This window comes from Leptolyngbya sp. CALU 1928, assembly GCF_056784215.1.
This window is the reverse complement of record NZ_JBXBCE010000002.1, coordinates 216,067-229,391: the sequence shown is the minus strand read 5'-3', so window position 1 is coordinate 229,391 and position 13,325 is coordinate 216,067. Positions and strand designations below refer to the sequence as shown.

At 46.0% G+C, this 13,325-nt stretch carries 18 protein-coding genes and 1 other annotated feature; of the genes, 9 read left to right on the top strand and 9 right to left on the bottom strand.

The window, feature by feature from the left end:
- Positions 1-2: 2 nt before the first annotated feature.
- On the bottom strand, positions 3-737 hold the full coding sequence (purC, locus tag AC1S5B_RS16865) for a phosphoribosylaminoimidazolesuccinocarboxamide synthase (RefSeq protein WP_482036869.1): 735 nt from the start codon (positions 735-737) through the stop codon (positions 3-5).
- Between the two features lie 125 nt (positions 738-862).
- Here purC and AC1S5B_RS16860 point away from each other — a divergent pair, with 125 nt between their 5' ends.
- Both AC1S5B_RS16860 and AC1S5B_RS16855 read left to right on the top strand, forming a co-directional pair.
- Entirely contained in the window at positions 863-1,990 is a 1,128-nt protein-coding gene (locus tag AC1S5B_RS16860) for a hypothetical protein (RefSeq protein WP_482036868.1), read from the top strand.
- Between the two features lie 5 nt (positions 1,991-1,995).
- Positions 1,996-2,892 carry a 4-hydroxybenzoate solanesyltransferase gene (locus AC1S5B_RS16855; protein ID WP_482036867.1) on the top strand — a complete coding sequence of 299 codons (897 nt, stop codon included), beginning with the start codon at positions 1,996-1,998 and terminating at the stop codon, positions 2,890-2,892.
- A gap of 124 nt (positions 2,893-3,016) precedes the next feature.
- Here AC1S5B_RS16855 and AC1S5B_RS16850 read toward each other — a convergent pair whose 3' ends face one another.
- Complete coding sequence (locus AC1S5B_RS16850) at positions 3,017-3,802, bottom strand: RNA polymerase sigma factor SigF (RefSeq protein ID WP_482036866.1); 786 nt, start codon at positions 3,800-3,802, stop codon at positions 3,017-3,019.
- 317 nt (positions 3,803-4,119) lie between these two features.
- On the opposite strand from AC1S5B_RS16850, the gene AC1S5B_RS16845 reads away from it, so the two are divergent.
- From AC1S5B_RS16845 to AC1S5B_RS16815, 7 genes are all read left to right on the top strand, one after another.
- Positions 4,120-4,809 (top strand): Bax inhibitor-1/YccA family protein, encoded by a 690-nt coding sequence (locus AC1S5B_RS16845; protein WP_482036865.1) that lies wholly within the window; start codon positions 4,120-4,122, stop codon positions 4,807-4,809.
- A 172-nt stretch (positions 4,810-4,981) separates the two neighbouring features.
- A protein-coding gene (prfB, locus tag AC1S5B_RS16840) for a peptide chain release factor 2 (RefSeq protein WP_482036864.1) occupies positions 4,982-6,095 on the top strand; the annotation gives its coding sequence in 2 pieces (ribosomal slippage) (positions 4,982-5,053 and positions 5,055-6,095; 1,113 coding nt in all).
- A gap of 83 nt (positions 6,096-6,178) precedes the next feature.
- Positions 6,179-6,382 (top strand): DUF3285 domain-containing protein, encoded by a 204-nt coding sequence (locus AC1S5B_RS16835; protein WP_482036863.1) that lies wholly within the window; start codon positions 6,179-6,181, stop codon positions 6,380-6,382.
- A 2-nt stretch (positions 6,383-6,384) separates the two neighbouring features.
- Positions 6,385-6,939 carry an rRNA maturation RNase YbeY gene (gene ybeY, locus AC1S5B_RS16830; RefSeq protein WP_482036862.1) on the top strand — a complete coding sequence of 185 codons (555 nt, stop codon included), beginning with the start codon at positions 6,385-6,387 and terminating at the stop codon, positions 6,937-6,939.
- Between the two features lie 176 nt (positions 6,940-7,115).
- Positions 7,116-7,598 carry a diacylglycerol kinase family protein gene (locus AC1S5B_RS16825; RefSeq protein WP_482036861.1) on the top strand — a complete coding sequence of 161 codons (483 nt, stop codon included), beginning with the start codon at positions 7,116-7,118 and terminating at the stop codon, positions 7,596-7,598.
- Positions 7,599-7,655: 57 nt separating this feature from the next.
- A complete protein-coding gene (locus AC1S5B_RS16820; protein WP_482036860.1) occupies positions 7,656-8,258 on the top strand; it encodes an anthranilate synthase component II in 603 nt (200 codons plus the stop codon).
- Positions 8,259-8,349: 91 nt separating this feature from the next.
- The gene (locus tag AC1S5B_RS16815; protein WP_482036859.1) at positions 8,350-9,129 is read left to right on the top strand and encodes an MBL fold metallo-hydrolase; all 780 of its coding nucleotides are present in this window, start codon (positions 8,350-8,352) and stop codon (positions 9,127-9,129) included.
- 90 nt (positions 9,130-9,219) lie between these two features.
- On the opposite strand, the gene rplL is transcribed toward AC1S5B_RS16815, so the two are convergent.
- The 7 genes from rplL to AC1S5B_RS16780 form a co-directional block, all read right to left on the bottom strand.
- Positions 9,220-9,612, bottom strand: coding sequence for a 50S ribosomal protein L7/L12 (rplL, locus tag AC1S5B_RS16810; protein WP_482036858.1), 393 nt, complete (start codon positions 9,610-9,612; stop codon positions 9,220-9,222).
- A gap of 84 nt (positions 9,613-9,696) precedes the next feature.
- Positions 9,697-10,230 carry a 50S ribosomal protein L10 gene (rplJ, locus tag AC1S5B_RS16805; protein ID WP_482036857.1) on the bottom strand — a complete coding sequence of 178 codons (534 nt, stop codon included), beginning with the start codon at positions 10,228-10,230 and terminating at the stop codon, positions 9,697-9,699.
- A 66-nt stretch (positions 10,231-10,296) separates the two neighbouring features.
- Positions 10,297-10,449, bottom strand: a sequence feature (ribosomal protein L10 leader region).
- A gap of 13 nt (positions 10,450-10,462) precedes the next feature.
- Positions 10,463-11,176 (bottom strand): 50S ribosomal protein L1, encoded by a 714-nt coding sequence (gene rplA, locus AC1S5B_RS16800; RefSeq protein WP_482036856.1) that lies wholly within the window; start codon positions 11,174-11,176, stop codon positions 10,463-10,465.
- 50 nt (positions 11,177-11,226) lie between these two features.
- Positions 11,227-11,652, bottom strand: a complete 426-nt coding sequence (gene rplK, locus AC1S5B_RS16795) for a 50S ribosomal protein L11 (protein WP_171575032.1) — start codon at positions 11,650-11,652, stop codon at positions 11,227-11,229.
- Positions 11,653-11,655: 3 nt separating this feature from the next.
- The gene (nusG, locus tag AC1S5B_RS16790; protein WP_482036855.1) at positions 11,656-12,342 is read right to left on the bottom strand and encodes a transcription termination/antitermination protein NusG; all 687 of its coding nucleotides are present in this window, start codon (positions 12,340-12,342) and stop codon (positions 11,656-11,658) included.
- The gene (secE, locus tag AC1S5B_RS16785) at positions 12,339-12,566 is read right to left on the bottom strand and encodes a preprotein translocase subunit SecE (RefSeq protein WP_482036854.1); all 228 of its coding nucleotides are present in this window, start codon (positions 12,564-12,566) and stop codon (positions 12,339-12,341) included. Before secE ends, nusG begins: the two co-directional genes overlap by 4 nt.
- A 258-nt stretch (positions 12,567-12,824) precedes the next feature.
- Positions 12,825-13,241 carry a hypothetical protein gene (locus AC1S5B_RS16780; RefSeq protein WP_482036853.1) on the bottom strand — a complete coding sequence of 139 codons (417 nt, stop codon included), beginning with the start codon at positions 13,239-13,241 and terminating at the stop codon, positions 12,825-12,827.
- Positions 13,242-13,325: the final 84 nt, after the last annotated feature.

Genomic DNA, 13,325 nt, shown 5'->3' with positions numbered 1-13,325 from the left:
TTCTAGGCTGAATGTGCCAATACTCGCTGCATAACGAGTTGATAAGCAGACTCAATTTCGCCTAAATCATTGCGGAATCTATCTTTGTCCATAATGCGCCGCGAGGAGTCGGTTTCTGCCTGATTCCACAAACGACAAGTATCAGGACTAATTTCATCTGCCAAAATCAACTGCTGATTCTGATCCAGTCCAAATTCCAACTTGAAATCCACCAAGGTGATGCCGCAGTCTTGAAAGAACTTAGTCAAAATATCGTTAATTTTAAGTGCCATTGCTGTCAACTGATCAACTTGTTCCGCAGTAGCGAGTTTCATTAAGAAAAGGCGATCGCGGGTGAGCAAAGGATCACCCAACTCATCATTTTTGTAGTAAAACTCGACTAAAGGGGGCGAAATCAAAGTGCCTAGCTCTAGCCCCGTTTGTTTACACAGGCTGCCCGCCGCCAGATTGCGGACGACTACCTCTAGCGGAATAATAGTGACCGCTTTCACCTGCATCTCAGTTTCACTCACCTGCTCGATGAAATGAGTCGGGATTCCAGATGCTTCTAACTGTCGAAATAAATGGCTCGAAATGGCGCAATTCATGCTGCCTTTGCCGGGAATAGTGCCGCGTTTTTGGGCATTAAAAGCAGTCGCATCGTCCTTAAAAACGGATAGCAATACATTCGCAACCTCCGTTGAATAAAGGATTTTTGCTTTGCCTTCGTAGAGCTTTTGATGATGGGTCGTTATCATAAACGCAATGCCTAAATAAAGGTGAGTTTTGAAAACTATGGATGAAGTTGCCTTGCTCTTCATCTCATCTTTACCTGAAAAATGCAAATTTCCTCTACGCTGACTTTAGATTAGTGATTCTAACCATGAAGCTCCTACGTCTGAAGATCTTACTGTTTATTTACCTAGGGTTGGCAGGATGTTCCTTCAGCCAGTCTTCCATCATGGCATCGGCAGACAATGGAGCGTCCGATCGCGCTGTTTCCGCAGAGACTCTTACTCCAGCAGAAAAGTTCCGGTCGGCGGAGAAGCTTGCTTGGGATGCCGCAGTCATCGTGCAGCAGCCTCCTCATTCGGCGGAGGCTTGGCAATCTGCGAGAGTTAAATGGCGACAGGCAATCCGCTTACTAGAAAGCATTTCTGACAAAACTCCTCTAGCGGCTCAGGCAACTTCCAAATTAGCCGTTTACCGAAAAAACTACAGGGCGATTAGCCAACAATTGCTGACTGAACAAACCGCACAAGAGCAGATTGCTCAGGCTCAAACTTTGGCATGGCAGGCAGCAGTCACAGTTCAAAATCCGCCTCACTCTCTCACGGTTTGGCAGCGTGCTAGTGAAAAATGGGCGACCGCGATCGCACTATTGGCGGCTGTGCCACCCAACACCTCTGTGACTGAAGCTTCCCGGTCAAAATTAGTCACCTATCGCACTAACTTTTCAGCGATCGCTCAACGACTCCAAACCGAACGAGCCGCCCAGGAAATGGTACGGCAATTTACCCAATCGACTCAGACTCTTGCCTCGCTTCAAGCTCAGGCGGAGCTTGGAAAAACTGAGCAGCCTTTAGGACTGGGCTATTCCAAGTATCGCCAGAGCGTTCAAGCCCTGAAAGACGCATTGGCTCGGTTTAAGCAGGAACCTGAAGCTATTCGGCATCCGGTCTATCAATCGCTGGCAGCGGCGATCGCAGACCACGACGTTGTCTTGAATATTTGGGATTCTTACCTGAAGCACAAGCAAGCCAACGTCTCTTGGCTGAACAATCAAGACTTTTACAATCTGCTGATTCCTTTAACCTTGATTGACGGCGACACCTTGCAACAAAAGTACAAGGTCAAAATTTATCAGGCTTCAGGCGTACCTAAAGTTTCACTCAAACTAACTGCCTGGGAAATTTGGGAGCAGGCAAGCCGTCATGTGGATGATGCTCAACAGCGAGTTTCTACTAAAGTAGACAGGGCATCGATACAATCATTTCACCCTAGGTTCTAATTCTGATGTCTTCGCCCGACTCTGCTCAACCCCTTTGGCTTAGCATTCTGCGGCTGCTTCGCTGGGATAAACCTGCTGGACGTTTAATTTTAATGATTCCGGCGCTGTGGGCTGTGTTTCTAGCCGCACGAGGAACGCCGCCGCCCTTGTTAGTCGGTGTGATTGTGTTGGGGACACTGGCAACCAGTGCCGCTGGCTGTGTCGTGAATGACCTTTGGGATCGAAATATTGATCCCAAAGTTAAGCGGACGCGCAATCGACCCCTAGCGTCTCGTGCATTATCAATCTGGGTTGGCGTGGGAGTGGCGATCGCGTCTTTTATCTGCGCCTGGATCTTGTCTCTTTACCTCAACCCTTTAACGTTTTGGCTCTGTGTTGCCGCCGTGCCAATTATTGTGCTGTATCCCCTAGCAAAACGGGTTTTCCCAATCCCTCAACTGGTGCTGGCGATCGCCTGGGGGTTTGCCGTCCTGATTAGCTGGAGCGCGGTAAGCTGTGGTTCCACTCCGGCGGCAACAGCCTGCTTAGGCACTCCTACTTGGTTTTTATGGGGTGCAACAGTGCTGTGGACATTGGGATTTGATACGGTGTATGCCATGTCCGATCGCGAAGATGATCGCCGTTTAGGGGTCAACTCCAGCGCCCTATTTTTCGGCAAGTATGTCTCCCATGCAGTCGGAATATTTTATGTAGGCACTGTTATTTTGTTAGCGGCTCTCGGCAATAGTATGGCTTTGACTGGGTTTTACTGGCTAGCCTTGGCGATCGCGACAGGACTATGGATCTGGCAATACTATCGCCTTTGTCAAAAAACAATTCCCCCTGCCACCTATGGGCAACTTTTCCAACAAAACGTCTGGATCGGCTCTATTTTGCTGGGAGGAATGATAGTCAGCAGCTAAAAAAGAATCCAAAAATACCTATCAAAAAATCGCCAAAAAGAAGGCTGACTCAAGAATGAGTCAGCCAAAGACACTAGGTAAAGTGAAAGGTTTATATAGAACGGAAAGCAGAACTCTATCCCAATTAAGGATCAGTTTGCAAAACTTGAGGATGTAGACATGCCATCATTTGTTGGATGCCGCGATGAAGGCGACGGGTCACCGTCATGGGGCTTACGCCAATCTTTTCTGCCACTTCTTTCCGAGACAAATCTTTGATAAAAACAAACTCAACTGCTTGGCGAGTTTTTTCTTCTAATTGGTTCAGCGCCCGTTGAATTTGCTGCCGATCTTCCTCCAAGATTTGCAAGTTTTGGTAGTGAGAATCGGGTAAGGTATCGCCCAACGTCATTGGAGAGTCAATTTGCTGGCTAATAGTGGCATCTAAGCTCAAAGGCAAGCGATTTCGTGTTGCCAGTCTGCTTTCGCGCCACTCGTAAACAGACACTCCAAGTTCAGCGGCAATCTCGTCATCTGTGGGTTGGCGACCAAAGGCTTCCGATAGTTCCTCACGAACTTTTTGTCCTGCTTTGTTGAGTTGTTGCCAACGACGGGGAATCTTAACAGTAGAACTGCGATCGCGCAGAAAATGCAGCATCTCACCGCGAATGTAGGGAACCGCAAACGAGCTAAAGGCACATCCCTGATTTGGGTTAAACCGCTCAATTGCCCGAATCAGACCCAAATAACCGATTTGCTCCAAATCTTCGTAAGGCTCGGCGCATTGATGGCTAACCCGATGAGCAATTTTTCTCACCAAACCCGCATTCATTTGAACTAGTCGATTACGGAGCCTAACTGAGGGATTGTGGTAGTAGGAAACTAACAATTCCATTCCGTGGGAACGAACGCAGGGTTGAGTAGCTATCATTGCAGGTCACCTTTCACATCAGAGTTAAGCTCATTCTCTTTAGACTGAGGGGTGTAGACCATCGTCGATCTACGGGACTGTCGCTAGGTGCCCTGTTGAAGATTCGGCATAAATACGCAAACACGGTCAGAAGAATACAATCGATTTTTGGTTGAGAATCTGCCTTTTTAGTCCTGCCAGAGTCCAACAAAGGTCGAATTTGAATGTCATCAAAATCAGCCTTAGAAGGTTGAATTGTCAGCATTAAAGCGCTTTTCAAATATGTTTTTGCTAGGATTGCAGGGAAAGGTTTACAGCCCAATTTAAGGAGAAATTTTATGGTTACTGCTGCTCAAGCCCGCCCAACTGAACGCGCCAAGTTCATCCAAAAAACATATATCCATTTGGCAGGAGCAGTGCTTGCATTTGTCCTGGTCTCTTATTTTTTGTTTCAGTCAGGAATTGCAGAGGTTTTAACCAAGCTAATGACGGGCAGCCGATTTAGCTGGATTGCTGTTTTGGGAGTGTTTATGCTCTTAGGATGGCTTTCTAGGAGCTTAGCCGCCAAAGCTGATTCTATCGGCGCTCAATATGCCGGGTTAGGGATTTTTGTGGTTGTTCAGGCAATTCTGTTTACGCCTCTGCTCTATATCGCAGTGGTTTTCTCCGATCCCAACGTCATTCCAACAGCGGCAATCTTGACACTCACGATGTTTGCGGGTTTGACGGCGGTGGTTTTTATTAGCCGAAAAGATTTTTCGTTTCTAGGCAGTATTCTCGCGATCGGTGGTTTTATTGCCCTAGGCGTAATCATTTGCAGCGCAATTTTTGGCTTTACCTTAGGTCTGTTTTTCTCGTTCATTATGGTGGTGTTTGCCTCGGCGGCAATTTTGTACGACACCTCGAAAGTGCTGCATAACTATTCAACGGATCAATATGTAGCGGCTTCCCTAGAGCTATTTGCCTCCGTTGCGCTGCTATTTTGGTATGTGTTGCAGATTGTCATGTCTATGTCGTCCCGTCGTTAATTTTTCGCGATCGCGCTTCTTCTAACATTTACAAAGCTATGGCTACCAAGCCGTGGCTTTTTTCTTTCTAGGCGTATTTTGAAAACTAGGTTAAATTGCTGAATGTAAAGATACCTATACTTAAACGAAGCGGGTGCATACTGGTAAGGACTACAAAAAGAGTTAAATAGCCATGGAAGTGCTGGAAATTAAGCGTGAGATTGGAGTGTTAAGCGATCGCCTGGGCAAAGCTCAGGACTATCTTTGACGTTGCTGCCCTAACCGCCAAAATTCAAGATTTGGAGCAAGTCGCTGCCCAACCTGGCTTTTGGGATGACCAAGCGATCGCCCAAAAAATCTTGCAAGAACTGAATGACCTAAAATCTAGTTTGGAACAACTGGAGCAGTGGCAAGCTAGCTTAGACGATGCCCAAGCCGTGCTGGAATTGCTGGCAGTGGAACAGGATGAGGCTTTGCTGGAAGAAGCAACCGCCAACGTGACTCAATTGGGCAAAGCGCTGGATCAATGGGAATTAGAGCAGCTTTTGTCAGGTCTGTATGACCAAAAAGGAGTCGTGCTAACGATTAATGCCGGAGCCGGTGGCACAGACGCTCAAGATTGGGCAGAGATGCTGCTGCGAATGTATACCCGATGGGCAGAAGCCCGACGATATACCGTTCACCTGTCGGAAATGTCGGAAGGGGAGGAAGCCGGGATCAAATCAGCAACGCTAGAAATTGAAGGACGCTATGCCTATGGCTATTTGAAGGCAGAAAAAGGCACTCATCGCTTAGTCAGAATTTCTCCATTTAATGCCAATGACAAGCGGCAAACTAGTTTTGCTGGGGTTGAAGTGATGCCGTTATTGGATAACACCGTCCAACTCGACATTCCTGATAAAGATTTGGAGATTACGACCACTCGCGCTGGGGGCAAAGGCGGACAAAACGTCAATAAAGTGGAAACAGCCGTCCGCATTACTCACTTGCCAACTGGTATAGCAGTGCGATGTACAGAAGAGCGATCGCAACTACAAAACAAAGAGAAAGCATTGGTCATTCTAAAAGCCAAACTCCTGATCATTGCCCAAGAGCAAAAAGCCAAGGAGATTGCCGATATTCGCGGCGATATTGTGGAAGCATCCTGGGGAAACCAGATTCGCAGCTATGTATTTCACCCCTATCAAATGGTCAAAGATTTGCGAACGGGGGAAGAAACCACCGCGATCGCGGATGTGATGAACGGCGATCTAGATGCATTTATCCAAGCATACTTGCGCCAAGAAACTCATATGGCTAGTTCTTGAGGGTTTCCTTGGAAATAGTCCAGCCCTGATTAAAACGATCTATCCTAAACGAAGAGATGTAGAACTAAATCAAGACCTATTTAATGGAAACTCCTCAAACAATCCCTGAAATCCCTGAAATCCCTGAATCTGCGGAATTATCAACGGTTGCCGAGCCGAAACCAAGCTACGTCAAGTTGGCAATGCGGAACATGGTTCGTAAGAAAGGAACTTCCCTGAAGCACTTTTTTCTCACCATGTTTGGCTTATTAGGTGCATTAATTGGTCTTGCCTATCTAACGCGCTGAAAATGGGAATTACTGTAGAAGTTTGTGTTCAAGACTGTTTTTCCGAAGCACAAGATAGCCAAGAAAAGCTTGGTTTAGACAACTCCTTAGAACAGATTATCTATTCTGCTCCCATTACTGAAGCGGTGTGGAATGAGTGGTTCCAGCAATGGCTGGAGGCGATGCAACCAGAGCTATCTCCGATTCAAGCCTATGAACTGAGTTTGAGGTTGACGGGCGATCGCGACATTCAAACCCTCAACGCCCAATACCGTCACCAAGATAAAGCCACCGATGTCTTAGCATTTGCCGCTTTAGAAGACAGTTCGCCCCACCTTGACGAAGTGTATGATTCTCAGCCTCTTTACTTGGGGGACATCATTATTTCAGTGGAAACGGCTCAGCGACAAGCTCAATCTCAAAACCATCCCCTCCCCGTGGAACTATCTTGGTTAGCCACTCATGGCTTGTTGCATCTCCTCGGTTGGGATCATCCAGATGAAGAAAGCTTGAACCATATGTTGAGGAAACAACAATTTCTGTTGAACACGGTGGGTCTTTTATCAGAAAACCGTTAAAGTTGTGACGACAGTCAGAATCCTTAGAAAAAGCCGTAATCAAGCACTCAGGAAATACTATGATTGCTCAAAAACGATAATTTTCCTTATGAGTGCTGTATTCAGCCATCAATTTCAGATAAACTATCTCAGATTCTTCGGTCTAAAAAGTAGTCGTTTCACGTTTGTTGCAGCCTATGACCTCTGAACTCCAAACTCCAGATCCTGACGGTTCAGGCAAGGTGGCAACTCCGACAAAGATAACTAGAGAATTGGCATGGCGGATAGCTCCTACTTTGCTGATTAGCTTTAAGTATGCTTGGGCAGGTATTAGCTACGCCTTTCACACTCAGCGTAACTTTCGCATCCATGTTATTTTGGGCGGTTTAGCTGTGGGTATGGGTGCTTTTTTACACCTCTCCGCCGTGGAAATGTCGGTAGTAGGCTTAACGATTGGTGCAGTTTTGGCAATGGAGTTGTTGAACACCGCGATCGAGTCTGTAGTTGACCTCACCGTAAAACAGAACTACCACGAGCTAGCTAAAATTGCGAAAGATTGTGCAGCGGCAGCAGTTTTGATTGCTGCACTAGCTGCGATCGGAGTCGCTGGCTCATTAATTTTGCCAAGACTTTGCATTAAACTTTGGCAAATTTCTCAAACCTTCTCTTTTCTCCACTAGTTTTCACAACTTTTTGTCCACTCAAATCTACACAGTCTTAGAAAGGAGTCAATTCATTTGATTCTCGTTATTGATAATTACGACAGCTTTACTTATAACTTGGTGCAATATTTAGGCGAATTAGGGTCAGAGTTTAGAACGGCGCAAGAAATTCAAGTCTATCGCAATGACCAGCTAACGCTTTCCCAAGTGCGCGAATTGAAACCAGATGGAATAGTGATCTCTCCTGGACCGGGTCGTCCTGAAGACGCTGGCATTTCTCTACAACTCATTCAAGAACTAGGAACAGAGTATCCCATTTTAGGAGTTTGCTTGGGGCATCAAAGCATTGGGCAGGTCTATGGTGGAAAAATTGTCTCAGCCCCAGTTCTGATGCATGGTAAAACGTCACAAGTTCACCATAAGGGAATGGGGGTCTTTGAGGGATTAGAGAATCCATTGATTGCCACTCGGTATCATAGCTTGGTGATTGAACGGCAAGAGTTTCCAGAAGTTCTAGAAATCACAGCGTGGGTAGATGATGGCACTATTATGGGGGTACGCCATCGACAATATCCTCATATTCAAGGTGTGCAGTTTCACCCAGAAAGTGTGTTAACTGTATCTGGCAAGCAAATTCTGCGAAACTTTTTAATGTCTACTAACATCTTGTTGAAATGAATGTGGCTTGCAGCAAATTGACTTTTGATAAGGCAAAGGTGACTACTTTTGTTTGAATTTTCTAAATTATGTGTGGTTTAGTGAGGAGATTATGAAACGGCGCAAGTTAATTCGTTACGCAGGAACAAGCCTATTGACAGCCTGTGGGCTAGGGCTAACCTCTCGCTTTGAGGGTTCTCAAGCTCAAACTTCAAGTCCTTTGTCTATTCAATGGTTGGGACATACGTGTTTTTTGTTTGTTGGGGGGGGGAAGCGAATTCTGGTTAATCCCTTTCGCACGTTGGGGTGTACAACTGGGTATCGGCTTCCCAAAGTGAATACCGATCTCGTATTGATCAGCAGCCAGCTACTCGATGAAGGAGCCGTAGAAATCGTGCCGGGTAATCCTCGGTTGCTTTATGAGCCGGGTGTTTATCAAGTGGATGGCATTAAAATCCAGGGGATTCGCACGGCGCACGATCGCCAAGAGGGTAAACGTTTCGGCATAAACGTAGTTTGGAAGTGGAAACAATCAGGGATTGAACTGCTTCATTTGGGTGGTGCCGCAGCCCCCATTACTCCAGAACAAAAGATTTTGATGGGCACCCCAGATATCTTGTTTATTCCAGTAGGGAATGGTCCGAAAGCCTATACACCGGAAGAAGCGAAGCAAGCGATCGCAGTTCTCAATCCAAAAGTAATCGTTCCCACGCACTACCGGACTCAAGCCGCTGCTAATTCTAAAGAGGCTTGCGATATTTTACCAGTCGATAATTTCTTAACTCTGATGAGCGGTACTCCTATTCGCCGTCCAGGAACTTCGATCGCAATCCGACCCTCAGATTTACCTAAAACTGGCATGGTTGTGAATGTAATGAGCTATCGATTCTAGTCATTTCACTTTAACTCCGAAATTTATTGCTAAAAAAAGGGAGATGTTATCAAGAAACATCCCCCTTTGCTATTTGAAACTAGCTCAGTGTTACTTAATCGCAACCTTGCCGCCAGCTTCTTCAAGCTGTTTTTTAGCATCTTCAGCCGCTTCTTTTGCGATCGCTTCTTTAACGGCTTTAGGCGCAGCTTCTACAAGATCTTTTGCTTCCTTCAAACCCAGACCTGTCAAGGTTCTGACAACTTTCAGAATAGCAATCTTCTTATCAGCCGGAACTTCTTCCAAAACGACATCAAATTCAGTTTTCTCTTCTACTTCCTCAGCCGCTGCCGCCGCACCAGGAGCAGACATCATCATCATGCCACCAGCCGGAGCCGCTGCACTCACTCCAAAAGCTTCCTCGATCTGTTTAACGAGTTCAGAGGCTTCTAGCAAGCTGAGGGTTTTCAATTTCTCTAAAATTTCGTCGGTAACTGCGGACATTGTAATCTCCTTGAGTTTGATTATTGATAATGTATGAATCAGCAAGAACGTTGGATGATGGATTGACCTCATTCAACCCTTTGCTTAGGCTGCTTCTTGGTCTTTGTCGGCAACGGCTTGAATCGCACGAGCCAAACCAGACGGAACTTGGTTGATGCCAACTGCCAACTGGGTTGCCACGCCATTGATAGCGCCAGCAATTTGAGCAATAAGCTGTTCTTTCGACGGTAGGTCAGCGATCGCCTTGACATCTGCCTGCGACAACGCGCGACCTTCCATCACTCCACCGCGCAACTCGGTTTTCTTCGAGGCTTTCTGGAAATCTTGGTATGCCTTTAAAGCACCACCAACATCCTCTTTAATAAAAAGAAGCGCAGAAGAATCTTTGAGAAACTGCGTCATAGGCTCCCAAGTAGGATTACCCGCGATCGCGATTCGCATCAATGTATTTTTTGCCACCTTGCACGTTGCACCTGTTGGCAACAACCGTTGACGTAAGTCAGTAATTTCGGCGACTGACAAACCCTTAAAGTCAATAACCACTGCAAGCTGAGATTGATCTAGCGTTTCCTGAAGCTCCGCAACAATTTCCTTCTTATTCTCTAGTGTTCTACCCATTCGTTCTCACCTCCTTTTAGCGGGTGTATGAAAATTAAATTTGTTTAACCTAACCACGTTAGGCGTGTTGTTGACTAAAAAACCCCGACTAGGAAGCCGGGGTTTTTAGAGCATTCACATACCTTATGTTTAGCAACACAAGTAGTGGAAGATAACTAACGCCTCGGCAGGAGATTAAGTGATAACACCTGCTGTCTCTGGTTTCGCACGATTCAGTTGTAGATAATGCTGATTAGGCTGCTTCTCCAAGCTTTAGATCACGCAATGCACTAATATCAACTTCGATAGAAGGTCCCATTGTCGAACAGAGGTACATTGTACGCCAATAGCGCCCCTTTGCGCCAGAAGGACGATTTCGATCAATAGTTTCTTGAAGAGCCTTTAGGTTCGTCAGCAAATCTTCCTCCGAAAATCCTGCTTTGCCAAACAAGACATGCACAATTCCAGTTCTATCCGCACGGAATTCTAGCTTCCCTGCTTTGAATTCTGCGATCGCTTGAGCCAGATCAAAGGTAACAGTCCCCCCTTTAGGAGAAGGCATCAAGCCACGAGGACCTAACAGTTTGCCGAGCTTCGCAACCTTTGGCATCATGTCAGGAGTAGCAATTAATAGATCGAAATCCATCATGCCTTTCTGGATGTCTTCAATCAGTTCCTCAGAACCGGCAAGATCCGCACCTGCCACAGTCGCCTCATTCACTTTTTCACCACGGGCAATCACCGCAACACGAATCGTTTGCCCCGTGCCTTTAGGAAGCGCCACGGTAGTCCGAAGCTGCTGATCGGCATACTTTGGATCAATTCCTAAGCGAATATGTGCTTCTACCGATTCAGGAAATTTTGCTGTGGCTGTTTCTTTAAGCAATTGCACAGCTTCTAGAGGCGCATAAGGGCGATCCTCAACTTTCGCCTGCAAATCTCGTAACCGTTTTGAAATCTTACCCATTTTTATCTCCTGGGGTGATAACGAGAATTTCTCTCCCCCACTAATGTGAACTAGTCTTGAACAGTAACGCCCATGTTACGGGCAGTCCCTTCCACGATCCGCATTGCTGCTTCAATGTCGTTTGCATTGAGGTCTGGCATTTTGGTTTTGGCTATTTCTTGTAGCTGCGATCGCGTGATCGAGCCAACTTTCTTACGATTGGGTTCACCCGAACCCGTCTCAACACCTGCCGCTTTCTTGATCAAAGTAGAAGCAGGAGGAGTTTTGAGAATAAACGTAAAACTGCGATCTTCAAACACCGAAATTTCAACAGGAATAATCATGCCCGGCTGATCAGCCGTTTTAGCGTTATATTCCTTGCAAAACATCATAATATTCACCCCATGCTGCCCAAGAGCAGGACCAACTGGAGGTGCGGGGTTGGCTTTTCCTGCTGGAAGCGCCAACTTAATCATTGCAACGACCTTTTTTGCCATTAGTTAACTCTGCTTTTGAACCTGATTAAACTCTAATTCCACTGGGGTGTCGCGCCCAAAAATAGATAGCAACGCTTTTAGCTTGCTGCGCTCTGGACTCACCTCAATCACTTCACCTTCAAAATCCTTAAAAGGACCTGAAAGAACTAAAATCTTATCACCCGGTGACATATCTATTTTAACGACTGGCTCTTGTTCCTGAGCTTGCTTAAAGATGCGCTCAACCTCAGGAGGACTGAGCGGCATTGGTTTTACATGCCCTCTTCCTCGACCCGGTCGTCTTTGTTCTGCCCCCACAAAATTAATGACATTGGGGGTGTTTTTTACAACCAGCCACGCTTCATCGTCCATTTCCCACTGTTGAAGATCGTTATTCCAGAACCGTGTGACCCGAATCAACACATATCCAGGAAAAACTTTCTCTTCAGTATTTTGACGGCTACCATCCTTACGAATTCTAACGGCAGGAGTTTGAGGGATTTCAACTTGTAGGATTTTTTCTACAACGTCCAAAGTTTGAATACGCTGCTCTAAATTGGCTTTAACTCTTTTCTCACAGCCTGACGCAACCTGAACGGCATACCAGCGAGATGATTCAGGGGATAAAGAAGTTGAAGAATTTTCGCTTTCCTCAGCTTCACGTTCGCTGACCCCAGTAGTACGTTGGGATTCGTCGGATGTAAAAGTCATTTAAACACCTCCCTTGCTGCCCAACCAAAGAAGTTATCTACGAAATAAATCATGGTCGTGGAGAGAACTACCATGAGAATGACAGCTAGTGATTCGCTGATAAGTTGCTGCCGACTGGGCCAAACAACCTTGTCGAATTCTTCCCTTGTTTCTTGGAGAAAAACGCTGACTTTAAAGCCAGTTGATGCGGGTTGTTCTACTTGCGCTCCATCTTTCTTAGCCACAGTTCTCCAAACTCCTACTGCTGTGCATTCATAGCGTTAATGAAAATGGTCTTTTACAGTGATCCTGTTGGCTTAAAAAGCGGTGGCAGAATTCGTGCTTTTCTAGCATAACACTATAGATCTATTTCTATATGCTTTTAATAATCTCTGCTTGCGCCTGCTTGTTACTTAAAAGCGCCTACTTCCTCCTTCAATCTGTGGCTTTTGCCCAAGAAAGCTATTTTCACTAAATGGTTTTACTCAGCGATCGCGCTAATTTTATTCGGGTAAATTGGGTGATGAATGACTTAACACCTGGTCTAAAAGATCTCTTGTTGGTTGCGCTTTTGTTAAAGCAATTTGGTGATCACTATAAGCCCGAATCAAACGAGATAGACCGCCAACTCCAGTCTTAAGTTGTTCTAACTCTTCCCCCGACATCACCTCTCCATCCAGCATTCTGATTAGGAACGGCTTTATATCACCCACTTCAAGACGCACTTTCTGAAGCTTTTCGACGGTGCTTAATAATGCTTTGAGGGCATTCAAGCAATCATCAATCGTTTGCGTGTCTGCCACTGGAGTCTCTGCACTAGATTCAGATAAATCTGCGGGTACTTCCGCGCCTTCCAGATCGGCGATCGCAGGCGACTCCAATATAGGTTGGTCAGTTTTGCCGCCGTTTGAACGTGCCATCTAATTTTTTCTAATCAACCTTTTCAGTGTATCGCACAAGCACTGTAACCTTTCTTGAAGCTTACGGAAATTAGACCGTCAATC